This window comes from Tissierella pigra, from assembly GCF_009695605.1.
GTDB lineage: Bacteria > Bacillota > Clostridia > Tissierellales > Tissierellaceae > Tissierella > Tissierella pigra.
The window spans coordinates 1-24,299 of the sequence record NZ_VUNQ01000055.1 but is presented as its reverse complement, the minus strand read 5'-3'; the positions used below and the strand labels follow the sequence as shown (position 1 = coordinate 24,299).

General features: G+C 29.1%; 29 protein-coding genes. 4 read left to right on the top strand and 25 right to left on the bottom strand.

All coding sequences use genetic code 11. The annotated features are described in order from the left end of the window. Window positions 1-246: 246 nt before the first annotated feature. Window positions 247-960, top strand: a complete 714-nt coding sequence (locus tag FYJ83_RS17005) for a radical SAM protein (protein WP_229768631.1) — start codon at window positions 247-249, stop codon at window positions 958-960. Further along, entirely contained in the window at window positions 950-1,426 is a 477-nt protein-coding gene (locus tag FYJ83_RS17000) for a QueT transporter family protein (protein ID WP_154442617.1), read from the top strand. Before FYJ83_RS17005 ends, FYJ83_RS17000 begins: the two co-directional genes overlap by 11 nt. A 21-nt stretch (window positions 1,427-1,447) precedes the next feature. Here FYJ83_RS17000 and FYJ83_RS16995 read toward each other — a convergent pair whose 3' ends face one another. From FYJ83_RS16995 to FYJ83_RS16885, 23 genes are all read right to left on the bottom strand, one after another. Then, on the bottom strand, window positions 1,448-4,096 hold the full coding sequence (locus FYJ83_RS16995) for an ABC transporter permease (protein ID WP_154442615.1): 2,649 nt from the start codon (window positions 4,094-4,096) through the stop codon (window positions 1,448-1,450). Next, entirely contained in the window at window positions 4,093-4,773 is a 681-nt protein-coding gene (locus tag FYJ83_RS16990; RefSeq protein WP_154442613.1) for an ABC transporter ATP-binding protein, read from the bottom strand. Before FYJ83_RS16990 ends, FYJ83_RS16995 begins: the two co-directional genes overlap by 4 nt. A 57-nt stretch (window positions 4,774-4,830) precedes the next feature. Beyond that, window positions 4,831-6,018 (bottom strand): sensor histidine kinase, encoded by a 1,188-nt coding sequence (locus tag FYJ83_RS16985; RefSeq protein WP_154442611.1) that lies wholly within the window; start codon window positions 6,016-6,018, stop codon window positions 4,831-4,833. Continuing rightward, a complete protein-coding gene (locus FYJ83_RS16980) occupies window positions 6,002-6,697 on the bottom strand; it encodes a response regulator transcription factor (RefSeq protein ID WP_154442609.1) in 696 nt (231 codons plus the stop codon). The genes FYJ83_RS16985 and FYJ83_RS16980 overlap by 17 nt, the downstream gene beginning before the upstream one ends. Window positions 6,698-6,754: 57 nt before the next feature. Beyond that, window positions 6,755-7,750: a membrane lipoprotein lipid attachment site-containing protein gene (locus FYJ83_RS16975; protein WP_154442607.1), complete on the bottom strand. Its 996-nt coding sequence runs from the start codon at window positions 7,748-7,750 to the stop codon at window positions 6,755-6,757. Window positions 7,751-7,760: 10 nt separating this feature from the next. After that, window positions 7,761-8,837, bottom strand: coding sequence for a hypothetical protein (locus tag FYJ83_RS16970; protein ID WP_154442605.1), 1,077 nt, complete (start codon window positions 8,835-8,837; stop codon window positions 7,761-7,763). Next, window positions 8,830-9,723, bottom strand: a complete 894-nt coding sequence (locus FYJ83_RS16965; protein ID WP_154442603.1) for an ABC transporter ATP-binding protein — start codon at window positions 9,721-9,723, stop codon at window positions 8,830-8,832. The genes FYJ83_RS16970 and FYJ83_RS16965 overlap by 8 nt, the downstream gene beginning before the upstream one ends. A gap of 1 nt (window position 9,724) precedes the next feature. Beyond that, on the bottom strand, window positions 9,725-10,108 hold the full coding sequence (locus FYJ83_RS16960; RefSeq protein WP_154442601.1) for a GntR family transcriptional regulator: 384 nt from the start codon (window positions 10,106-10,108) through the stop codon (window positions 9,725-9,727). A 173-nt stretch (window positions 10,109-10,281) separates the two neighbouring features. After that, window positions 10,282-13,011, bottom strand: a complete 2,730-nt coding sequence (locus FYJ83_RS16955) for a calcium-translocating P-type ATPase, SERCA-type (protein WP_154442599.1) — start codon at window positions 13,009-13,011, stop codon at window positions 10,282-10,284. 152 nt (window positions 13,012-13,163) lie between these two features. Next, a complete protein-coding gene (locus FYJ83_RS16950) occupies window positions 13,164-13,868 on the bottom strand; it encodes an ABC transporter ATP-binding protein (RefSeq protein WP_154442597.1) in 705 nt (234 codons plus the stop codon). Further along, window positions 13,862-14,644, bottom strand: a complete 783-nt coding sequence (locus tag FYJ83_RS16945; RefSeq protein ID WP_154442595.1) for an ABC transporter ATP-binding protein — start codon at window positions 14,642-14,644, stop codon at window positions 13,862-13,864. Before FYJ83_RS16945 ends, FYJ83_RS16950 begins: the two co-directional genes overlap by 7 nt. After that, complete coding sequence (locus FYJ83_RS16940; RefSeq protein ID WP_154442593.1) at window positions 14,622-15,560, bottom strand: branched-chain amino acid ABC transporter permease; 939 nt, start codon at window positions 15,558-15,560, stop codon at window positions 14,622-14,624. The genes FYJ83_RS16945 and FYJ83_RS16940 overlap by 23 nt, the downstream gene beginning before the upstream one ends. 12 nt (window positions 15,561-15,572) lie before the next feature. Next, a complete protein-coding gene (locus tag FYJ83_RS16935; protein WP_154442591.1) occupies window positions 15,573-16,457 on the bottom strand; it encodes a branched-chain amino acid ABC transporter permease in 885 nt (294 codons plus the stop codon). 77 nt (window positions 16,458-16,534) lie between these two features. After that, on the bottom strand, window positions 16,535-17,707 hold the full coding sequence (locus FYJ83_RS16930) for an ABC transporter substrate-binding protein (protein WP_154442589.1): 1,173 nt from the start codon (window positions 17,705-17,707) through the stop codon (window positions 16,535-16,537). Window positions 17,708-18,523: 816 nt separating this feature from the next. Next, window positions 18,524-18,787 (bottom strand): hypothetical protein, encoded by a 264-nt coding sequence (locus tag FYJ83_RS16925; RefSeq protein WP_154442587.1) that lies wholly within the window; start codon window positions 18,785-18,787, stop codon window positions 18,524-18,526. 412 nt (window positions 18,788-19,199) lie between these two features. Next, window positions 19,200-19,445 carry a hypothetical protein gene (locus tag FYJ83_RS16920; protein ID WP_154442585.1) on the bottom strand — a complete coding sequence of 82 codons (246 nt, stop codon included), beginning with the start codon at window positions 19,443-19,445 and terminating at the stop codon, window positions 19,200-19,202. A gap of 48 nt (window positions 19,446-19,493) precedes the next feature. Next, on the bottom strand, window positions 19,494-20,084 hold the full coding sequence (locus tag FYJ83_RS16915) for a tyrosine-type recombinase/integrase (RefSeq protein WP_154442583.1): 591 nt from the start codon (window positions 20,082-20,084) through the stop codon (window positions 19,494-19,496). Beyond that, a complete protein-coding gene (locus tag FYJ83_RS16910) occupies window positions 20,084-20,284 on the bottom strand; it encodes a hypothetical protein (RefSeq protein ID WP_154442581.1) in 201 nt (66 codons plus the stop codon). Before FYJ83_RS16910 ends, FYJ83_RS16915 begins: the two co-directional genes overlap by 1 nt. Before the next feature lie 305 nt (window positions 20,285-20,589). Next, on the bottom strand, window positions 20,590-20,766 hold the full coding sequence (locus FYJ83_RS16905) for a hypothetical protein (RefSeq protein WP_154442579.1): 177 nt from the start codon (window positions 20,764-20,766) through the stop codon (window positions 20,590-20,592). 149 nt (window positions 20,767-20,915) lie between these two features. Further along, window positions 20,916-21,179: a hypothetical protein gene (locus FYJ83_RS16900; protein WP_154442577.1), complete on the bottom strand. Its 264-nt coding sequence runs from the start codon at window positions 21,177-21,179 to the stop codon at window positions 20,916-20,918. A gap of 18 nt (window positions 21,180-21,197) precedes the next feature. Then, entirely contained in the window at window positions 21,198-21,386 is a 189-nt protein-coding gene (locus FYJ83_RS16895) for a hypothetical protein (protein WP_154442575.1), read from the bottom strand. A gap of 80 nt (window positions 21,387-21,466) precedes the next feature. Then, window positions 21,467-21,751, bottom strand: a complete 285-nt coding sequence (locus FYJ83_RS16890; protein ID WP_154442573.1) for a hypothetical protein — start codon at window positions 21,749-21,751, stop codon at window positions 21,467-21,469. 29 nt (window positions 21,752-21,780) lie between these two features. After that, window positions 21,781-22,254 carry a GIY-YIG nuclease family protein gene (locus tag FYJ83_RS16885; RefSeq protein ID WP_154442571.1) on the bottom strand — a complete coding sequence of 158 codons (474 nt, stop codon included), beginning with the start codon at window positions 22,252-22,254 and terminating at the stop codon, window positions 21,781-21,783. Between the two features lie 175 nt (window positions 22,255-22,429). On the opposite strand from FYJ83_RS16885, the gene FYJ83_RS16880 reads away from it, so the two are divergent. Both FYJ83_RS16880 and FYJ83_RS16875 read left to right on the top strand, forming a co-directional pair. Next, entirely contained in the window at window positions 22,430-22,636 is a 207-nt protein-coding gene (locus FYJ83_RS16880) for a transcriptional regulator (protein ID WP_154442569.1), read from the top strand. Continuing rightward, entirely contained in the window at window positions 22,620-22,778 is a 159-nt protein-coding gene (locus tag FYJ83_RS16875; RefSeq protein ID WP_154442567.1) for a hypothetical protein, read from the top strand. The genes FYJ83_RS16880 and FYJ83_RS16875 overlap by 17 nt, the downstream gene beginning before the upstream one ends. A 57-nt stretch (window positions 22,779-22,835) precedes the next feature. Here FYJ83_RS16875 and FYJ83_RS16870 read toward each other — a convergent pair whose 3' ends face one another. Together FYJ83_RS16870 and FYJ83_RS20075 are read right to left on the bottom strand one after the other, a co-directional pair. Then, on the bottom strand, window positions 22,836-23,231 hold the full coding sequence (locus FYJ83_RS16870) for a type II toxin-antitoxin system HicB family antitoxin (protein ID WP_154442565.1): 396 nt from the start codon (window positions 23,229-23,231) through the stop codon (window positions 22,836-22,838). A gap of 55 nt (window positions 23,232-23,286) precedes the next feature. Then, a complete protein-coding gene (locus tag FYJ83_RS20075; RefSeq protein WP_326828366.1) occupies window positions 23,287-23,472 on the bottom strand; it encodes a type II toxin-antitoxin system HicA family toxin in 186 nt (61 codons plus the stop codon). Window positions 23,473-24,299: the final 827 nt, after the last annotated feature.

Below are 24,299 nucleotides of genomic sequence, written 5' to 3'. Positions count from 1 at the left end.
TATTTAATCAAGGATCGCTATCGCTTTCCTCCTTGACAAAATAATTACTAGCAATTTAAGAAAACCACAGCATTATTCAGAGAAAATTTTTCAGAGGTCGTGTCACATATGTTTGACTTCTCTAGAAACTGTTAATATAAAAACCTATTTTCCTCTTGTAATTTGGATTAAAAAATGATAGACTATCATGGTCTATTTATATTGTGAGAGTGTTTCCTTGGAACCCACTTTAAAAAAATCAAGGGAGTGATAAAAATCATAAGATACAGTAGGATTTTAGAAAAAAATCCTAGAGAAATCGTACTTTTAAAATCGCGCCCATGTACATGGGCGCGATGTTTTTTTTGTGATTATATCCATGATAATTGCAAAGATGACACAAGCATAATACAGTTTAATAAAGAGATTCTCAAAGATATAACTGGAAATTTTAAAAAACTAGAGGTAATAAATTCAGCAAGTGTATTTGAATTACCTAAGGAATGCTTACAGGATATAAAAGACATAGTATATGGAAAGGATATAAAGGAACTTTATTTTGAAAGCCACTATATGTATAAAAATAGGCTTCAAGAGATAAGAGATTTTTTCCCAGACATAGATGTGAAATTTAAAAGTGGAATCGAAACTTTCCATAATGAATTCAGAAATAATTATCTTAAAAAAGGTGTGAACTTTAATAGTCCACAAGAAGTGGCTGCCCACTTTGACAGTATTTGTCTTCTTGTTGGAATAAAAGGTCAAACAAAGGGAATGGTATCTCAAGATATTGATTTACTTCTAAAATATTTTAAAAGAGGATGTATAAATATCTATATGGAAAATTCCACACCCGTAAAAGCTGATCTTGAGCTTATATCTTGGTTTAAAAAAGAGTATTCCTATTTAAAGGATATGGATAATATTGAAATTCTTTGGAATAATACAGACTTTGGAGTAGGTGAAAAAGATGAATACTAAAATGATTACAAGAGGTGCTGTAGTTGCTGCACTATATGCCATTTTAACTTTGACTTTACCTGCCTATGGTCCTTTACAATTTAGGTTATCTGAAATAATGACACTTCTTGCATATTTTGATCCCTTTTATGTAATACCCCTAACCATAGGATGTGCTTTGGCAAATTTGGCTAGTCCTTTTGGTGTAGTCGATGTTATATGTGGAAGTCTTGCAAGTTTTTTAGCTTTAAAATCCATGAGTAAAACTAAAAATATTTACTTAGCAAGTATATATCCTTCACTTTTTAGCTTCATCATAGGACTAGAAATAATGTTTTTATCAACTGAACCTGTAAACTTTTTTCTAGTAACAGGTCAAATTATGATTTCAGAATTTGTTGTAGTCACTATAATAGGTATACCAGTAATTAAATATATAATGAAAAATCAATATATAGAAAGACTAATCCAGCCTCTACATATGTAGAGGCTGGATTATATTATAATACTAAATGCTTTCATCCTTTAGTATATCTACTATATTATCCTTTTCAATTCTTTTAATTCCAAAATAATATGCAGAGTAAATACTCATTACTATTATTATAATATATACAACCATAATTTTATAATCTAAATATACTAGAAAATCTTTGATACCAAATAATCGATTGGTCTTAACAATTCCAAGCAAAATAATTATACATAGAGGAATAGAGTATATAAAAGGGTATATGCTATAATATATTCCTTCCGTCTTAAGCATTTTCTTTAATCCATCTTTTGTCATACCCATAGATTTTAACATTGCAAACTCACGGCTTCTATTTCTTAAATTATTATTTATACTTGAATATGAATTGGATACTCCAATTATCCCCATAAATAGTACAAATGAAAAAGCTGTTAAATACATTACTTTTCTTGAGTTTTCTACTTCTATGGCATAAGAAATTTCATCCGAAAGATAGTAATCACTCTCTGGTATATAGTATTTAGCTATATCCTTTATTTCATCTTTTACCTGTTCAATATCTTCGTTATCTACTAGTAAATTAACATACTCCGTGTGACTATAATGCCCTGGTAGATTAAACTCTCCCATCATTGAATTTAATACTTCTTTAGGTACTATTAATGCAATATTATAATTTACTATATAAAAATCTTTCCAAGGTTTTTCAGAAGTTTTATACGAAATATCTATATCATAATTGTACCCATTATCACCATATTCTCCAAATGATAAAGAAGTGATATTATCATTTAAATACGGAATATAATTTGTCCTAGATATAGGTGTATTCATATCTTCTCTTACTAAATTTAGGAAAATAGCCTTAGGATTTTCCATGTCATAATATTTTTCTGGATCTTGACCTAGTGACTTAGCATATAAGTTGAAATTATCATGATCCATACCAATTATCTCACCTGCAACCTCATAATAATCATCCACATATCGTACACTAAATTTCCTACTATCAATATCCTTAAACCCTCCCATTTCCCTAAAATTATTAGATTCACTTTCAGATTCAATCTTAAATAACAGATGTGAACGTTTATACATGATGTTTTCCTTAATTTCAGATATCTCACTTATTTCATTAAATAGATTTTCATCAATTATTTCGTTGCTATTTAGATGTATACTTATATTATAATAAGTTTTCAAGCTATTTAATATTTCATCTGCATTTACACCTGACATTACAACTAGAAATGTAAATAATATAGTAAAGCCAATTCCTATAGCTATTATAGTAGTCCTAAAGCCTTTTTTATTAGCCTTTAATGAATCTTTAGAAAGACTTTGGATTATCTTTGCAGGATTATAGTCTTTATTATGTCCTTTAGTAGCTTTAAAACTATCATAGTTAACTCCATTATATTTTATAGCCTCAATTGGAGATATTTTACTTAGTTTCTTAGCAGTTCTACTAATTGACAGCAAAATCATTAGAAATGATAGAATTAAAATAATAAAAATAATTATAGGAGATGTTTTAAATGTCATATTAAAAATACTTCCATCCATATTAGAATTCGCAATACTTTTTACCTTTTCTATAAATAAATAGCAAAATAAATGCCCTAGCCCTACTCCCAATATAATTGGTATTATAGATAAATATATTGCCTCAACTTTTACCGTTCTCTTTATTTGCTTAGGAGTTGCACCTATGCTTTTAAGTATACCTAATTGCCTCAATCTATTATTAGACCATATGGCAAATACATTATAAATTATTATAGAAAACATAAATATTATTAGGAATATAAAAACAGAGGATACAAATATAGCATTTGATTTTTCCTCCCATATCTTAATTGAAGGAGGATATATTCCTTGAAGCAATAAGTATCGTGAATTATATCTTGAACTATAGGAATATTCATTCCCTACTTCTTCCCCTAACTCAAATCCCAATATCTTTCCTATTTGTGGTAAGTCTTTATATACTGACCTCGGGTTTTTCATCCTTAGAAATACATTTAGTTTAATATTTTCATTCATAAATTTCCTATCTAAAAAACCTAACCCTTTATAATAAGGCTCATAGGACAAGCTTTGTCCTGAAACAATGCCAACTATAGTATATTCTCTTATATCCTCACTTACAAAATTTTCATCTTCATACAGAAAGTCAAATACATCTATATCTTTACCATCTTTTTCTCTATGCCCATGATTTATTTTTATCTTGCTTCCTATTTTATAGGATGGATTTTCTTTAATCAGATTTCCCATTACTACAATTTCATTTTGATTATTGGGAATTCTTCCTTCTAATATTAAATTCTTATCTTTCATATTATCCCAATACCCTTTATCCATATATGAAATATTTATATAGGGCTTTTCCATATCTATTTTTCCTGTATAGTATTCTGATTTTAAATAGACCTTATCTACCTTCTGATTCTCTTCCAAATATGGAATCTGAGCTTTGTTGATATAGGATTTAAATGTTCCATGATAGTTTCCATTATTGTATATTGCTTTATCAACTTCATAATTCCAATTCATATACATGATTAGTACCATAGTACTTAACAATATAACAGCTATGGATATAACAATAATTATAGATATGGTATTCTTCTTATTTTTATTTAAATAATTCAAAGTATATTCAGTGAGGATTTTCATTGCATCACCCCATCTGATATTATATTTCCATCTTCCAACGTAATAATCCTATCTGTTTCCAATGCCATTTTTTCATCATGAGTTACTAAAATTATGGTTTGCTTATACTTCTTATTTGTTAATTTTAATAATTCTATTATCTCATTTGAATTATTTCTATCTAGATTTCCTGTAGGCTCATCTGCCAATACAATTGCTGGTCTATAGATTAAGGATCTGCCGATTGCCACTCTTTGTTGCTGTCCTCCTGAAAGTTGACCTGGATAATGATTAAGTCTATTTTCCAAACCGAGAATACGAACTATTTCATTAAAATACTCCATATCCACAGTTCTACCATCTAAAAGTAGTGGAAGCAATATATTCTTCTTCACATCAATTGTTGGAATCAAATTATAGAATTGATAGATTAACCCTACTTTTCTTCTTCTAAAAAGAGCTAATTCATTTTCTTTCAAAGTAGATATTTCCTTGTCTTCAATAAACACTTTCCCCTCTGTGGGTTTATCAACACCACCTAATATGTGTAGTAGTGTCGACTTACCTGATCCACTGGAACCAACAATAGATAGGAATTGTCCCTTTTCCACTGAAAGATTTACTCCATTAAGGGCTATTACCTTCGATTCACCTTTACCATAGGATTTAATTAGATTTTCTGTTCTCAATATTTCCATATTTATCCCTCCCATGGTTATAATTCTATAATCCTAAAGTGACATTTAAGTGACATTTTAAGAATAGAATTTAATCCTAAATCTAGCTCCCCCATCCTTTTTATTTTCCACAGAGATTTCTCCATTATGCTTTGTAAGTATTAATTTTGACATGGCAAGACCTATACCAATACTATCTTTCTTCGCATTTTTCCCCTTATAAAATCTATTAAATATATATGGAATATCTTCTTTAAGAAATCCTACGCCACTATCCTCTATTATTATCTGTTTAAATATGGGATTAGAACTAATCAAAACGTCTATATTTCCATTGTCCTCCATATGCTCCACAGAATTTTTTATAATGTTTAAAAATGCTTCACTTAACCAATATATATCTCCTTCTATACTTGAGTTATCGTCTAATATGTTTATTGTTATATTCTTTTTTTCAATCAATGACACTATAGGCTCAATTCCTAAGTCTATAATATCCTTTAACTTTACCATTTCTTTTGTAAATTTTATAGTATCAGCATCTAACTTTGACATGGTTAATAAAGAACTAGTTAATAACTCTAGTCTTTGTATTTGTTTATTTAATCTATGTATATACTCTTGCTCTTCATCTTTAGAGCAGCTGTCCTCCATTAGTTGAGACATAATATTAATAGAAGTAATCGGTGTCTTTAACTGGTGGGATATATCTGCTATATTATCCTTTAAGCTCATTTTATCTTTAACAGCTTTTTCTTTTAATTCTCTTAAGGTTACAACAGTCTTATATAATTCATCTGAAACAATAGCAAAGTCTTTATCCACATTAATATTTAGGGAATAGTTGCCTTTGTTAATATTCTCCAGATATTCCTTTAACTCATTGACATTCCTTCTTTTATTTCTACTTAAAGTCTCCATACATATTCCACATAAAATAGTAATACAAAATGAAAACATAATACTTAACAAAAATATATTTTTTTTATCTTTTATAAATATAAATTTTCCATGACTATATCCATATTTATCTAATGTGTCTTTACCAATAATAGAGTATTTGTCAAAATTTGATTTTAGTTGATTCATGGCAAGTATCTCCAATTCCTTAGAATCTTCTGATATTACTCCAACTACAGTAGACAATTTATCAAACAATATATTTTCGTAATAATTATATAAAAAAATAGAAAAGAAAAATGATAATAGCAATACCATAACCAACAATAATGCTTTATACCATGGAGATTTATTTAATCTTGCCATTATTATTCTCCATTCTATATCCTATTCCCCTAATGGTTTTTAATATCTTTGGATTATTTGGATTATATTCAATCTTTTCTCTTAGCCTTTTGATTGCCACAGTAAGGGTGTTGTCATTAATAAAATCTCCATCTATATCCCAAAGCCTTTCTAAAATAAATCTTCTCGTTAAAGTTTGGTCTTTATTCTCCATAAACATTTCCAGCAATCTATACTCTCTACTGGTTAAAAATATTTCTTTATCCTCTTTTAATACCTTTGTTTGAGATTTAATTAGCTTTATATCATTTGAAAATATTACATCATCTAAAGATATATCTCTTTTCACACGTCTCAAAACTGTATTTATCCTTGCCTCCAATACAGATAATTTAAAGGGTTTGGTAATATAGTCATCTGCTCCCAATCCTAAGCCTTTGACTATTTCCTCATCTTCATTTTTTACAGTAAGAAAAATAACAGGGATATGGGATTTTGATTTTATAAACTCAAGAAAATCATATCCGCTTCCATCTGGCAAGTTCATGTCTAATACAATCAAGTCATAGTCCGCTTTAAACTTTTCTTTTCCTGTAGCTATATCACTTCCTATTTCTACATTGAAATCTCGTTTATCTAAATATCTCTTTATACCAAAAGATATATTTTCATCATCTTCAATTAATAAGATATTTTTCAATTTCTTCACCTCTGTTAGTATAATTCCCTTGAATACTTTATTATAATTATACTACAATTAATAGAGATTATATTTTTCAATTGAAAAATATATAAGATTCTCACTTCCTTCTCCATATAGATTTCCTTTAGTGAAGTTTATAAATACTTTATAATTATCAAGGGTAATTTTCTTCTTATTTAGCTTTTTATTAAATATATTTTTATACTCATTTAACAATAATTCTTTTTCATCTTCCCTTAATTCTAAAGTATTAATTAGGTTAGTAAAAACATAAATATCATCAGATTCCAAATCTGCTTCACGCTCTCCTCGTATAAGTATATTTATCTTCTCCATCTCTTTATCCTTTAAAAACATACTATATCTTGTTCTTGTACTATCTGGTTGAGAATAATGATAATAGCCCTCAGAGTCTACAAATTCTATTAGACTAAATTCTTCTCCCATTATAGCATTATCTAAAAAATATTTATCATGAAAAATTTCATTACAAAGTTCCCTATGATAGTCATTCTTTATATCTAAAAAGTTAACCTTAATAGCTATAGAGTTGCCAGCACCTCTACTTCTATTTTCAGTATATACCAGAGTTCTTCCTATTTTCTCTGAAATAATTTCATCAGGCTGTAATTTTTTATATTTCATATCTGAAACATAATCCTTTAAACCTTCAGCTATACTCTTATCTAAAATTTCAACTATATCAGCAAAATATTCATCTAGGAGTTTATCATTATTATTAAATACAACATTTTTAAATTTAGAAACGCTAGTTTTATATACTTCCAAATATGGTGAAATAGAATTTCTTTCATCAATACCATCTTTATATTTTTCTTTTAAACTGCTTATATCCATAATAACCTTTTTCATATCATCGTTTATATACATTTGGTCTTCCAAAGCATATTCTAAATGTATTTCATTTTTCTTATTATACTTTATATAACCTAGTTCTTCTACTAATACGGTCTGTTCTTCTATATTCATAGTACTAGAACAACCTGTTAATATCAATAAAGCTCCCAATATAAATATAACCTTTCTCATAATATCCCTCCTATCTAATACCTACTTTAGTTATCTTTTTGCTTATGAAATATCCTATGGCTCCTCCTAATAATATAAATAGGATATATATACTATTGTTTATTTCTATCCTTATTATTTCATTTAATATAATAGAGACCAATAGACCGCTACAAATAGTTACTCCTATTTTAAATATTTCTCTAATGACTTTAAATGGTATTATCATATTTTCATTTTCAACTTTTGAATCTTTATTAAATTTATTTCCTATTATTATATTTATAATAATTAAAGCCAAAGATATTATATATTTAATCTCTAGGTTTTCTATAATCTTAATATTGGCAAAAACCATTCCATTACCATCATAAATCCATATAGTATTACGTTCAAAAGCATATAACCAAGGTATTAGCCATCGAGAAAAATTCGTTAAATCGTAGAGAGCTGATATTCTTATGAACTCATTTAATATATAAGTTGATGTATACAAAATAAACCCTGGAGCTAACCATACTAGTATTCCTGTAACTATACCTCCTACTAAATTTGTAAAAGTATATTGAACCATAAACAAAAATGTATAAAAACTAAGAATTATTAAATATATAATCCCTATTTCTTTTAACAAACTTGCTACACCATCAGCCTTTATAAATGGCTCCGATATAATACTTATACCATAGACATCTTTTATCCAAAACATATTGTTCATTCTTACAATTATTATTCCAATAGTTAAAATCATAAAAGCCAAAGTTATATTAATTATTCCAGTAGATAATTTAACCTTAAAAAACTCTCCCTTACTTATTGGTAAAGATTCTAAAAATCTTTTTATTTCTTCATCCTTTTCTGTTCTAAATTGAATAAATACCTGTATTACAGAAACTATTGTAAATAATATTAAAATCATAGGAGATATATCTCTAAATGCATTTTGAACTATGGAAGTATTTCCCTCCAATCCTTTTACAAACATTCTTCCATACATTTCGTTTAAAATTATACTAAACATTATAATTAAAAATAAACTGACTAAAATAGATAATAATAATATCCATTTCATAGATCTGGTTTCATGTTTTAATATGGATTTATTCATCTATTCCACTCCCCTCCTTAATTTTACTAGTATATACAAATACTTCTTCCAAAGTAATTCCTATGTTCTCAATAAGCTGTGCCCCTATTTCTTTTAAATCAGCTATTAAAACCTCACCATAATTATCAGTAACCAAATAATATACACTACCAATCTTCTCAATATCTATAATATTTTCTAACTGATGTATTTCTTTTTCCACATCCCCTTCAAATACTACTTGTAACTTTTTCACGTTTTCTTTTATCTCATCTATATTAGATTGATATTTGATTTTCCCTTTATTAAGTATTGTAATTTCATCACAGATTTTTTCTAATTCGCTAATATGATGGGAACTTATTACTATAGTTAATTCTCTTTCATGAACTTGGTCTATAAGTATATCCAGTAAATCCTTTTTTACAATTGCATCCAGACCTGATGTTGGCTCATCTAAAATTAATATTTCTGGTCTAATTGAAAGGTTTAGCATAAGAGATAGTCTCATTTGCATACCTTTAGATAGTTGCTTTATTTTTTTATCCAAATTTAATCTAAATATCTTATTATATATCTGAAAATCTGTCTTAGAAAAATTCTCATAAATACCAGAATAAAATTCTACTATTTCCCTTATCTTATAATCCTTAAAATATTGATTTCTATCTCCTACATATCCTATTTTATGTTTTACCTTATTATTATCATAAACTTCTTCCCCTTCCACAAGGACTTTTCCTTCTTTAGTATCATATATACCAGCTAAAATTTGTAAAAGAGTAGTTTTACCAGCACCATTTTCTCCTATTATTCCATGAATAGTTCCTTTTTTTATCCTTATATTTATATCATCTAAAGCTGTAAAATCTCCAAAGTCTTTTCTCACATCCAATACTTCTATCATTTTAACCCTCCTTTTCAATATCACAATATATCTTTTCTATTTCCTTAAATATCTTTTCCTTATGAAATCCCAAATGTCCTAACTCTATACATATAGTTCTAAGACTTTCTAATGATTTGATTATCCGATCACTATCTATAGGATAATCAGCAGGTATACTTATAAAAGTTCCCTTTCCCCTTACTGTATGGATAATTTTTTGTCTTTCTAACTCTTGATATGCTTTACTGACTGTATTAGGATTAACAGAAAGCATACTAGCCATTTGCCGAACTGAAGGTAGTTTATCATCAGGTTTTAATATATTCTTTAAGGATAATTCTTTTATATTATCTATAATCTGTTCGTAAATTGGTTTATCACTAGTAATATTTATATTAAACATAGATTTCCTCCTTTCAGTGTATTAAGTGTATTATATATAATAGTACACTAATTGTAAAGTATATATGCCAATTTTTTTAAAATTTAAATGACATATTTAATATTAATATTTAAAAATTCCCTTATAAGCCAAAGAACTACTGACAAATTATATAATTTGCCAGTAGCTCTTTATTATGTTCTTTCTTTCTGAACTTTTAATTTTACTTCTTTTTTAAATTCCTTTTTACCAAATAATACTTTGTATAATTCTCCTATTATTAAGGGGAAAAGTGCAAAGCTCATTATAACTCCCCAGTCAATTAAGCTTAAAGATACAGTATAAAATATTGGCTGTAAAACTGGTATATATATAACTGCTAATAAAAGACAGAAGGAGAATGTAGTTGCATATATCATAGTTGGATTTGAAAATATACCTATTTCAAAGAGAATATGTCTTTCTGATCTACTAGAGTATGCTCTAAGAAGTTCAGCCACAATCAATGTTGAGAATGCTATGGTTCTAGCTTTTACCAAATTATCTGGAAATGCTCTAAGTCCCCATACATAAGAAATCAAGGAAGTAATACCTATTGCCACGCTTTGTATAAGTATATTTGTCATCATAGCTCTATCAATTATAGGTGAGTCTGGATTTCTAGGTTTTATCTTCATTATATCTTCTTCGCCTTTTTCTACCCCCAACGCTAATGCTGGAAAGCTATCAGTCACTAGGTTTAACCATAATAACTGTATTGGTAAAAGTGGTATAGGTAAATTAAACAATATACTACTAAAAACTATAATTATTTCTCCAATGTTGCAGGATAGAAGAAATAATACAAACTTCTTAATATTACTATAAATTATTCTTCCCTCTTCAACTGCTGATACAATACTTGCAAAGTTATCATCTGTAAGAATTACTTCAGCAGTATTTTTAGCTACATCAGTTCCAGTAATTCCCATGGATATTCCTATATCTGATTTTTTTAGTGCCATGGAGTCATTAACTCCATCTCCTGTCATTGCAACAATTTCACCATTTGATTTAAGAGCAGAAACTATTCTAACTTTATGTTCTGGTGATACCCTAGCATAGACTGTAGTATTTTTCACTATTTTTTTAAGTTCTATATCTGAAATTCTATCTAGTTCTTCTCCTACTATGACTTCATTTATGGATTTAGCAATTCCTAATTCCTTGGCAATTGCATAGGCGGTTTCCTTATAATCACCAGTTATCATAACAGTTTTTATTCCTGCACCTTTACATTTTTCAATGGCTTCCTTGGCTTCAGGTCTAGAAGGGTCTATCATACCTACTAAACCCACAAATATCATTTCTTTCTCAATATTATCTGAAGAAATATCCTTTGGAAGATCATTATATTCTCTATAGGATAATGCCAAAACCCTTAAAGCATCTTTAGCAAAAAAACTATTAGTATCTAGAGCTTTTTTTCTTAAAGATTCGTCAAAATCTTTTATTTCTCCATTTATATTAATATATTTACATCTTTTAATAATTACATCTGGTGCTCCCTTAGTAAAAGATACTACCTTTCCTTTAATATAGTTTTTATGAAATGTAGTCATCATCTTTCTATCAGAATCAAAAGGTATCTCCTCAATTCTAGGATATTCCTTATTCATACTGCTTTTCATTATATTTCCTTTATGAGCCAATGTCACTAATGCACCTTCTGTTGGATCTCCTATTATATTAAATATTCCATTGGTTCCATTTATATTTGCATCATTTGCCAATACTCCTATTGATAATAATGTTTTTAAATCAGCTATTTCATTGGGATCTACTTCTTTATTATCTATTTTAAATTCACCTTCAGGATTATATCCAACTCCAGTAGCATTATAAATTTTGTTGCCAGTGAAAACTTTTACTGCTGTCATTTCATTCTGAGTTAAAGTACCAGTCTTATCTGAACATATAACTGTTATACTTCCAAGTGTTTCTACGGCTAAAAGTTTTTTGACTATGGCATTTCTTTTAACCATTTTATCCATACCTAGAGCTAGTACAATTGTTACTATAGCTGGTAGCCCTTCAGGTATAGCTGCAACAGCTAAACTAATTGCCACCATAAACATTTCCATTACTTTTCGTCCTTGTAATATCCCCACAGTAAATACTACTATACATACTGCTATGGTTAATAGACCTAAATACTTTCCTAACTCATTTAATTTTTTTTGCAGTGGAGTTAATTCTTCTTCAAAGGATTGAATCTGAGTTGCTATTCTTCCAATTTCTGTATTATGACCTGTTTCTACTACTATACCCTTAGCTCTTCCATAGGTCGCAATAGTACTCATAAATACCATATTATCCCTATCTCCTAAACTCATATCCTCTTTATAAACCTTATGACATTTCTTTTCTACAGGTACCGATTCTCCAGTTAAAGATGCTTCATCGATTTTCAAATTAGAGCTTTCCATTAATCTTATATCTGCTGGAACTATGTCCCCTGCTTCAATGACAATCAAATCACCAGGTACTAAATTCGATGCAGGAACTATATCTAAGTATCCATTTCTAATGACTTTTGCCGTTGGAGATGTGATTTTTTGGAGAGCTTCAAGAGCCCTTTCAGCCTTTCCTTCCTGATAAATCCCTAAAACAGCATTGACTATTACAATAGATAATATTACTATGGAGTCTTTAATCTCTCCAATAAAAATAGATACTATAGCAGCAGCAATTAAAATTAAAATTAAAAAATCGGAAAATTGAGCAAGAATTTTAGACATAAGCCCTGCCTTTGCCTTTTCTTTCAATTCATTTGTTCCATACTTTTCTAACCTTTTTTGAATTTCTAAATCTGTTAAGCCTTTCTCTATACTTGTTCCAAGATTTTTTACTACTTCATCTTTTCCTTGTTTATACCAATTCATCTTTCTCCTCCATTCTATTTATTTAATCTTTTCATTTGGTAATCTACTATATATTTATATAGTTTGTCCTTATGTTTTATGACATCTTTTTAAAATAAAATACTTATTAGAATTATATATAATTCTAATAAGTATTTTATAGTTTCCTAATTCTATCCTTCTAAATAAGCCTTTTTTAGTCTTTCATCTACTAGAATTTTCTTTGAGTTACCTTCCATTTCTATTTCACCATTTCTAATTATATATGCTCTATCTGCTACATTAAGAGCCATATTGGCATTTTGCTCTACTAAAAGAACCGTAGTTCCAGATTTATTTATATCTTTTATAATGGAAAATATCTCTTTAACTATAATTGGAGCAAGTCCCATAGAAGGTTCATCTAACAATATCAACTTAGGTCTTGACATTAAAGCTCTACCTATGGCAAGCATTTGTTGTTCTCCACCTGATAATGTACCTGCCATTTGACTTTTTCTTTCAAACAGCCTTGGAAACAAAGAAAATATATTTTCAAAATCCTTTTTAATATCTTCCTTATGATCTCTTATATATGCTCCCATTTCTAAGTTTTCCATTACACTCATTTTAGAAAATATTCTTCTTCCTTCTGGAACATGAGATATTCCCAATTTAACTATACTTGGAACATTTAGAGAATTTATATCCTCTCCGTTAAATTTTATTTCTCCACTTCTAAGCTTTTCCATTCCTGATATGGCTTTTAGAGTTGTACTTTTTCCTGCTCCATTTGCTCCTATTAAAGTAACTATTTCCCCTTCCTTTATTTTAAGGCTTATATTTTTAAGTGCATGAACTCCTCCATAATATACATTTATATTTGAAAGCTCTAACATTGTAAAGCCTCCTCACCTAAATATGCCTTGATTACCCTTTCATTTCTCTGTATTTCTAAAGGAGTTCCACTGGCAACTAAATGTCCATAGTCAAATACAAATATTCTTTCACAGATATTCATAACTAAAGACATATCATGCTCTATAAGGATTATAGTAAGGTCAAAGGTTTCTCTTATCCATTGAATTAGAAAGTTTAATTCCTTGGTTTCCTTAGGATTCATTCCTGCAGCAGGTTCATCTAGTAATAGTATCTTAGGTTTTGCAGCTAAAGCTCTTGCTATTTCTAGCCTTCTTTGATCTCCATAGGAAAGATTTTTAGCCAGCTCATTTTTCTTATCTAATAAATTAAACTTAATTAGAAGCTCTAAAGCTTCATCATAAGTACTTTTTTCAGTCTTATAATATGAAGGCAACCTAAAAAATGTAGAGACTATACTATATTTTAGTCCACTATGAAATCCCATAAGTACATTATCTAATACCGTCATATTTTGGAAAAGTCGTATATTTTGAAATGTCCTAGCAATCCCATAATGAGTTATTTTATGAGGCTTTAAATCTTTAGTATATGCTTTTTTATCTAAATCATAAATTATTTCCCCTGATGTGGGAGTATATATTCCAGTCAATAAGTTAAAAAGTGTAGTTTTTCCAGCACCATTAGGCCCTATCAAACCTATGATTTCACCTTTCTCTATATTTAAACTAACTTCAGTAACTGCCTTAATACCACCAAAGTTTTTTGATAGATTATTTACTTTCAATACTGACATTTCTCTCAGCTCCTTTTTTCCATAATTTAAATTCACCTTTACCTAAAAGTCCTGTTGGTCTATAAACCATTATTGCAAAAAGAACTACTGAATAAACAACCATTCTCAATTCAGGAATACCTTGAAGGAATAATGAAATTATGGATAATAAAATTGCTCCCAAAATTGAACCTTCTATACTTCCCATCCCACCAAATACAACGATTACTAATATATCAATGGATTTCATAAATCCAAAAGAGTCTGGCTTTATAAAGTAAAAATAGTTAGCATAAAGTGAACCTGCAATGCCTGCAAAGAATGCACCAATGGCAAAGGCTAAGACCTTATAAAACGTAGTGTTTATTCCCATGGCCTCAGCTGCAATTTCATCTTCTCTTATGGCTATACAGGCTCTTCCATGGTATGAATTAATAAAATGTTTAATTAAAAATACTGTAGCTACTGTCATCATAAATATCCAAGTCCAATTTGTATATTGAGGAATATCATTGAATCCAATAGCTCCACCTATATAATCTATATTTAAAGCTATAATCCTTACAATCTCACCAAATCCAAGAGTTGCTATAGCAAGATAATCTCCCTTTAATCTTAATGTTGGTATGCCAATAAAAATACCTGCAAAGGCGGCAATAACTCCTGATACCAATATGGCTACTATAAAAGATTGCCCAAGTTTTGCCGTAAATACTGCTGATGTATAAGCACCTATTGACATAAACGCTGCATGACCTAAGGAAAATTGACCAGTGAACCCTGTAATTAAATTTAATCCAACAGCTAATATAATATTGATTCCAATAAGAAATATATTTAATTGTAAATAAGAATCTATTATTCCTATATCTAGTAATATCTTTACTAGAAAATAAATTATAGTTAATATACTAAAACTTATAATATTCTTTTTCATGTCTCTACCCTCCTATACCTTTTCTTTTATAGTCTTTCCCAAAAGTCCATTAGGCTTAATTAGTAAAACTATAATTAATATTGAAAAGGCAACGGCATCTTTAAATACTGAACCACCATAAGCAGATACAAGAGTTTCTGTCATTCCTAAGAAAAATCCTCCAAATACTGCTCCAGGAATAATTCCAATTCCTCCTAATACTGCTGCAACAAAGGCCTTTAATCCTGGGACTACTCCCATTAGAGGATTTATAGTATTATAGTATACTCCTACAAGAACTCCAGCTGCCCCTGCTAAAGAAGAACCAATGGCAAAAGTATAAGATATAGTCTTGTTCACATCTACTCCCATAAGTTCTGCTGCATTTTTGTCTAATGATACTGCTCTCATGGCTTTTCCTACCTTAGTTTTATGAACTACATATTGAAGTCCTGCCATCAATAAAATAGTAATTAAAATAATATAAATATTCTTCAAATCTATTATAATTTTTCCATTAAATAATGTAAGTATTTTACTCTGCAATACCTCTGGAAATGTTCTTGTATCAGGCTTTACAAAGTATACCATAGTATATTCTAAAAATAATGATACTGATATAGCAGTAATAAGAGCTGCAATTCTTGTGGAATTTCTTATGGGCTTATATGCCACTTTTTCTATTATCATACCTAGAATACTGCAAACTAACATTGATATTAGCAATGATGGAAAAAATCCTAGTCCTAGAAAGGTAGTTAAAGCAAATCCCACATAGGCTCCTATCATATAAATATCTCCATGGGCAAAGTTAATTAAATTTATGATTCCATATACCATGGTGTACCCTAAAGCTATTAAAGCATATATGCTTCCAAGGGATATTCCATTTATTAATTGCTGTAATAATTGTTCCATTTTTTAACTTCCTTTCTATAAATTTTTATGAACAATGTCTTTAAAATAATGTTCTTAAAGACATTGTTCAATTTATATTATTTTGGATCCAATTTCTTTAAGAATGTTGGAACTCCATCTTTCATCTCTATTATGGTTACAGATTTTACTGGGTTATGGTTTTCATCTATTGAGACTGTTCCTGTTACACCTTTAAAATCTTTAGTTGAAGCAAAGGCATCTTTTAGTTTCTCAGAATTTACTTCTCCTGCTCTTTCTAAAGCATCTTTGAAGAAATAGCCTAAGTCATATCCTAAAGCGTTGAAAGCATCAGCTTCTTTACCATATCTTGCCTTAAAATCTTCTTTAAATTTAACTACTTCTTCTGCATCATCCATTGGAGAGTAGTGGCTTGAATAATATACATCATTTAAAACACCTTTTCCTGCAATTTCAGTTAATTTTGGAGACTCATATCCATCAGCACCAAGGATTGGTACATCTAATCCTAATTCTCTTGCCTGCCTAACAATTAGACCAACTTCTTCATAGTATCCAGGAACAAATAGCACTTCTGGATTCAGCCCTTTAAGGCTTGTTAATACTGCTTTAAAATCTGTATCTTTGGCTTGGTAGGCTTCTTCCGATAAAATTTTTCCTCCTTGACTTGTAAAAGTTTCTTTAAAAGCCTTTGAAAGTCCTTTGGCATAATCAGATGTACTGTCAGCTAATATTGCTGCATTTTTAAAGTTTAAATCATTTAAAGCAAATTCTGCCATCATAACTCCTTGGAAGGAATCACTAAAACAAGTTTTAAATATATATTCTCTCACATTTCCATTGCTATCAACAGTGACATCATCTGCTGTAGCTGAAGCAGATACTAGAGGGATTTTATTTTGTGTAGCCGCTGGTATGGCAGCTTTTGTATTTCCTGATGTGGCAGGTCCAAGTAATGCAACAACCTTATCTCTAGTTGCTAATCTTGTGGAAACATTAGCTGATTCTGTGTCTTCTGATTTATTGTCAACTTTTATAGGTTGTATTTGTTTTCCAAATACTCCTCCATTTTTATTTATTTCTTCAATGGCTAATAATACTCCATCACTTAAACTTTGACCATAGGTAGCAACATCTCCTGATAGTTCATAGTTTACTCCAACTTTTATTGTATCTCCATTATCTTGATTTCCTGTAGTTTTTGCTGTGCATCCTGATATAAGACTTAATATAAGCACTAATGATAATGCTCCTAATAATTTTTTATTCATTTAAGACACCTCTCCAATATTATTTTTTATAAAAATGATCCTAAAAAAGCCTCTACATGTATATCAAATACACGTAGAGGCCATTAAGCGTTACCACTCCACTTTATAATTATCTCACGATAATTAACTTATTAGGTTCTATCAAACCCTGATTTTATAACGGAATCTCCCGATAAGACCTACTTTATTTTCAGTCTTATAACTCTAAAGTGATTGTTCCCTATTTTACCAATACTGGTTCTCAGCTAGTCCAGTTCTCTGTAATCAGTTTCTTAAATAGTTCACTCTTTATCTTAGTCTTTATATTTAATTAAATTACTCGATTGCAATCGAAATTATATTTAAAAACTACTATAGCACCATAAAGCAACAGTGTCAATAGTTTTTTTGAAAATGTTTTTTAACAAGGCTTCAATTAACTAAATTTTCAGCCTTATTTTCAAACCTTGATATTTTATTTTTTATTTGATATTATTAAATAAAAGAATACCCTTAGGAGGTTTGTTTATGAAGGAAAAAGTTCTTAGTGTATTATCGATTTTCACGGCTTTTGGTGCAGCCTTTTGCTGAAGTGGTGGATTAATATTAGCCTCCTTAGGTCTAGGGACAATAAGTACAGCATATTTATCCAACCTTACGAAATATAAACCTGCTTTAGTAATAACAACTGCAACTTTAATATATTGGTCCTATAGCATAATTGAAAAAAGAAATTCTAGCAAAGGAACCAAAATATTATTTTGGATTTCTGCTATAATTTCAATTTTAATTTTATATTATCCTGTAATTTTAAGATTTTTTTAAATTATTAAAAACTTAAAATCTCTTTATAATACCTATAACTATACTATACTCAAATACAGTTACTATAATACAAAGCATAATAAAAAATCCTAATTTAATCTCTCCGCCTCTATCTTTCCAATATTCTCCCCTAAATAAAGATATAATATCTGGAGTAAGTGAGTATCCCACAGATTTATTAAAATCATCTTTATCTATAAAAATAAGATTAAATAAGAACTTGTAAATTGTAAAAATATTTATTATTATTAAAGCTATTATAACAATGGTCTCCATGCTCTCCCTCCTTTTATTTATATTCCAATCTCTTTATAAGAATATATCTTTTTCTATATAGTTAATATATTCCATATAAAAGTTCTAAATCCTTTTTTAATATAAAAAAGAAAACACTCTTAATTGTACCTCATTCATACAATTAAGAGTGCTTTGTACATGACCAATTACTCTTCCTCTACCATTTTCCAGTTATGGTATACTTCTTGAATATTTGGGGTTATATCATAGTATATTTTAGCATATTTTAAGATAGCTTAAGAATGGCTAAAATTACACATATAAAAGATAATATTTATTTTAATATATCTTTTCATATTTTCTTTTATTTGAATATAACTTACCCATTGTTGGCAAATCGTAGGCAAAAAAGACTCTAGATTATCCTAGAGTCTTAATTTTTTAAATTTATTTATTTATTTTTTAGACTTGATGCACTAACTAGTAGCGAATATTTTCCATCTATTTGTTTATCTATTCTAATGGGAAAATCTCCAGATTTCTTCGTTCCATCAATATAAAAAGTACCAAATTCATCTTCTTTAAATTCAATTGGTAAATTAGAACTATTTATTGTACCCAAATCATAAAAATCTGCTATTTCATCTTCTATTGTTCCATAATACAATTTATTTATCGTTGTATCTAAGTTCCTCATAATAAAATCCCCCTTCCTACTATAAATATAATTTTACCATGAAAACCTTTATTTTACTATACTTTTCCTATTCTTAAATTTTTCAGCAATACCACCTAAAGTAACATGAGTGTATACTTGCGTAGTGGATACATCCGAATGTCCCATTAGTTCCTGAAGCTCTCTAATAGTAAAATCTCCACTGTTTAAGGTTTCAGTGGCGAAACTATGCCTCAATGCATGAGGATAAACTGGCTTTTGCTCCTTTCCATCTTGAATATATACCCTAGCTTTTTCAGATGTTCTATAACATAAATCTCTAATATACCTATCATTTAGTTGCCCGCCCTTCATAGTAGAAAAGAAAAACTTACCATCTGGTCTACACTCTTCCCATTTTTCTAAGGATTCCTTCAGGTCTATGCTCATAGGTACATATCTATCCTTCCCACCCTTGCCATCTTGAATGTAAAGTAATCCAGTTTCAAAATTTACATCAGCTGGAGTTAGATTACATACTTCTGAATTTCTCAATCCTGCTCCATACATTATCATTAAAATCGCATAATTTCTGCATCCAGTAATACAGTTTGGATTTATCTGGTCTAGCATTTTCTTAAATTGGTTTTGACCTATAAACTTAGGAAGTTTTCTTGACATTATAATTCCTCCTTTAACTCAATCTTAAATCCATAGCCTATATCAAGTATCCTGTAATTAACTTTAAATCTGTCTAGTTGTCTTTGAATTCTCTCTAATTGATAACCTGATGTATTTATATGACCATCTTTTCTAAGCCTGCATAAAAATTTAAATAAATTCGTATAGCCTAATTCTTTATAGATTAAATCTAGATCCATTATAATTCCTCCCTAATTGATATTTTAAAATTAATCATACAACGCAATTTTGTAAAAATTGTAGAAGGGTTTTATATATTCTTCTTATTATTACCTTTATTACCTTTCTTCTTATTGTTCTCTCTGCGTTCTCTCTTCGTTCTTAGTTGCCTAGTTTTAAAATATTTAAACCATTGCAATTACTATAACTAAAGGTGTTCTCTCGCCGTTCTCGGTTGACAAGCCGTTTTTACACATTTTAGGTATCTAAGTTTTGAGATAAATTCGAGTTAATCACTACTAATTATTGTTCGAGTTAATCAACCTTAATAATCTTCTAATCCTCTATACCATTCAATCCCCTGCTCCTCTGCTTCTTCCTCAGTTTTCATATCGAACATATACCACATATTCGAGTATAGTTCTTTTACAGTATCTTTATCTAAATCTACTTTTTTACAAGCCAACAACATATAACCTATTGCTTGGTAATTATCCATCATTGTAAATATCCCCTTTCAAATTTTATTTTATTTTCTGGGGATTCCTGATATAATAAATATGCAGGTTCCCCAGTGTGGAGCTTGTGAACTATAAAGACGGATTTCATCTTGGCGGGTGAGCCGTCTTTATTTAACTCCATAGTGTAGTTTTAAATCATTACTTTTACAAATTTATCAAGCTCGTCATTTTTAAAATAATCTTTTGGAAAATGTTGGATTATTGCCTTTTTCACAGCAATTATTGCACCTTTTAACGTCTTATAAGTTTTGTATTCCGTGTAATACTCCTGATTTTCATTAGACATCTCTGAGAAGTAAAAATCCTTTTGCATGATTATATATTTCCCGTCTGCCACTTCTATCTTGTAATGATTTTTCATTGTCTTTTCTCTTTCTTTTAAATCAATTGTCATTTTTTTACCTCCGTTTCCTTATTTTACTGTTTCAATTCTCCAGTTACCACTGTGATAGAAATTAAATTCGATTGAGTCTTGATGGTCCAACTTCGCTACTTCTGTTGCTAGGTCCAAATCATCTTCATTGTCCTTGATAAACTCATTCAAACTACCTTCAAATACTAATCTATTGTCGTTGTATGCCTTGATTTTCTTATCTAACATGGTATTACCTCCAATTCTTTATTTCCTTTTCAGGTTGAGCGTTGGGGATTTCTCCCCTGGTGAATTTCACACCCTAGAACCTAGCCCTGCTTTTTCAAATCATATATTAAAATTTCAACTTTTTTTATTATCTCTATACAGTTACTAATAACCCTATTAAAAATAACTTGTGTTGGTATGTCGTATTTATTCTGATGATCCACTTTAAATTCCTCTAAGCAATCTATGTCATCACATATATATTCACTATCAAGCACTAAACACCCACTAGTAGTTATATCAAGTATTGCAAGTGGATCATCTATCTCTTTTTTTACATATTCCATTAGTTGGTTTTCGGTTTCTTCTATTATCAATTGTTTCATATCTCCAGCTCCTTTATATTTGGTTTGGTTTAATAATTCGCCCTGTTTGATAACAATTTAAGTCTTCTGTCTTTCTCCACTTTTAAAATAGATTTTTCAATTGATTTTGTTAATTCTTCTTGAAGATCCTTTAATCCATCCTTGGATTGTCTATAAATTATTGTTTCTATAATTGATTCAGGTGGTAAATTTATAAATCTTGTATTATATCCATGTTGTGTTTTATGAGATTGATATAGTCCGATGTATAGATTTTCATAATCCTCTAATTTGGTTTCATCATATTCCTTTTTAAATTCCTTTAGTATGACAGGTTTAAAAATATGTCCGTTGTCGTAATCATCTTGCATTGTCTCGCTATCGTGTTCTCCTTTTTTTAACTTTCCAAAATGTTGACTTATTCTATTTCTTAAATTCTTAGTTTGACCTACATAACATTTACCGTTTTCTAAATTAACTAGTGCATAAACTCCTGGGTAGTTCGTCTTTGGTATCTCAATCATTACTTATCAACCCTTTCTTAAAGTTTGTTTTTTATTTACTATTGATTATACTTTAATTATAAAGTATTTACTTTAGTTTGTCAACACTTTTTATAAAGTATTTTCTTTAATTTTAATAATATTACTTGACTATTTAAAAGTATTAATTTAAAATAATAGCAAAGGAGCTGATAATATGTTTTCTGAAAAAATAGAGATAGCACTGATTAAAGAAAAACTTAACAAAACAGATTTAGCTGAAAAAATGGGGACTTCCGTTCAAAACTTATACGATAAAATGAAAAGAGATAATTTTAATGAAAAACAGATGCAAGAAGTAGCTGAAGCTTTAGGAGCAGAATTGATAATAAAATTAAAGCTTAAAGATGGGACTGAAGTGTAAATTAAACAATGATTCTGGGCATTTAAATATTAGAACAATAGATAAGGTTATGAACTACCTATCTATTAGATTGAATAGATCTGTTACTGTAGAGGAAATTATTAAGTTTATTCCCGATGAAACAGATCTAACTGAAGAATAAAAAAATAAGGGTAGACCATAGAAATTAATCTATAATCTACCCTTTGATTCAAATCTTTTACAACTGCAATCTATCTTTTAGTGATTCTTGTAATACCTGTGAAAAGTTTACTCCTTCTCTTTCTGCCATCGTATTTAACCATGATGGAATAGTTAATGTTTTCTTTACAGCTTTATTGTCATAGAATTTACGATATTCCATAGTGTCGCAGCTTACTAATGTTACAAATTCATTCTCATTAGCTTTTATTTGTAATGGATCTGATGGAACGGGAATATCTTCTTTATTTTCTTCCATATCATATAGTGTTAAACATAGCACATCATTTGCCATAAATAAACCTTCTTGAATATCATCGCCTTGAGTAAAACATGCCTCAAAATCAGGGAAGACTATTGAATATAATCCATTTTCCTCTTTTGAGAAAATAGCAGGATATACATATTTAGCCATATTGCTTCATCTCCTTATATTTTATCTTTATATATTTATAACGGCAAGAAGGACTCTATTCAAGTCCTGCCTGCTTCAATATTGCTTTAAGAGTGCCAGATGCTACTTCCTTTGAATTATGTCTGCCTACTGGGAATTCTTTGCCCGTCTTTTCACTGTACCACATTTCATGGTTTGCTCCATTACGGACAAATTTACAACCATTTTTCTTTAAATGTTTTTTTAATTCACTGTATTTCACCTATCGCCACCTCTTTTTATATCTATAACTTATTATAGCACGTATTCACACGTATGTCAATAGGTTTATCTAATTATTTAATGTTTTTTATACCCTATAATCATTGCAATTACTATATTATATAAATTATTTTAACGATAATTATAGTTTGTTTTATCATAAATCCTATATTTTAGTGAATGTGAGGTTACCAATAGTAAGGTCATAGTTTGCATAAGTTTTATATGCAGTTATTATTTGTATAGCTACTAAATCCATACCTATTTGCTTATAATACATCATTAGCTTTTATAAAAACCTTGATTAGATATAGACCAAAGATATATATTTGATTAGCTTATTAACTATATTATAAGTGTATCCATATATGTATGCTTTAGCGTAGTATGGTGTGTGGGTACAGTATCATCGCCCCATAATAAACCCTATTCTATAATAGTACACTTATCGTTATATCACATCTTCTATTCGTTCTATTATGCGATTATGCCCTTTCCATTCTTATATTTATTGTTATAAATTCTCTATTATCTGCCCTAAATCTGCTTATTTTAGTTAAAAATAGTACCGTTTTTCTATATTTTCGGTATTATATTCTGCACCTCACTATTTCCAATGCTTACAACAACCCTTTTTATACTACTTTTACTCTATTTTTATGCTATATCTGCCCCATTTGATAGAAAAAAGCGACCCCCAGGGTACTAGTGTTGCATTAATGTAAAATTTAAGCTTTGACAAAATGGATGCTCTAAATACAGCATCCATTTTGTCAATATTATACTATATATCATATATTTACCATCTATTACGTATGGAAAACCAAG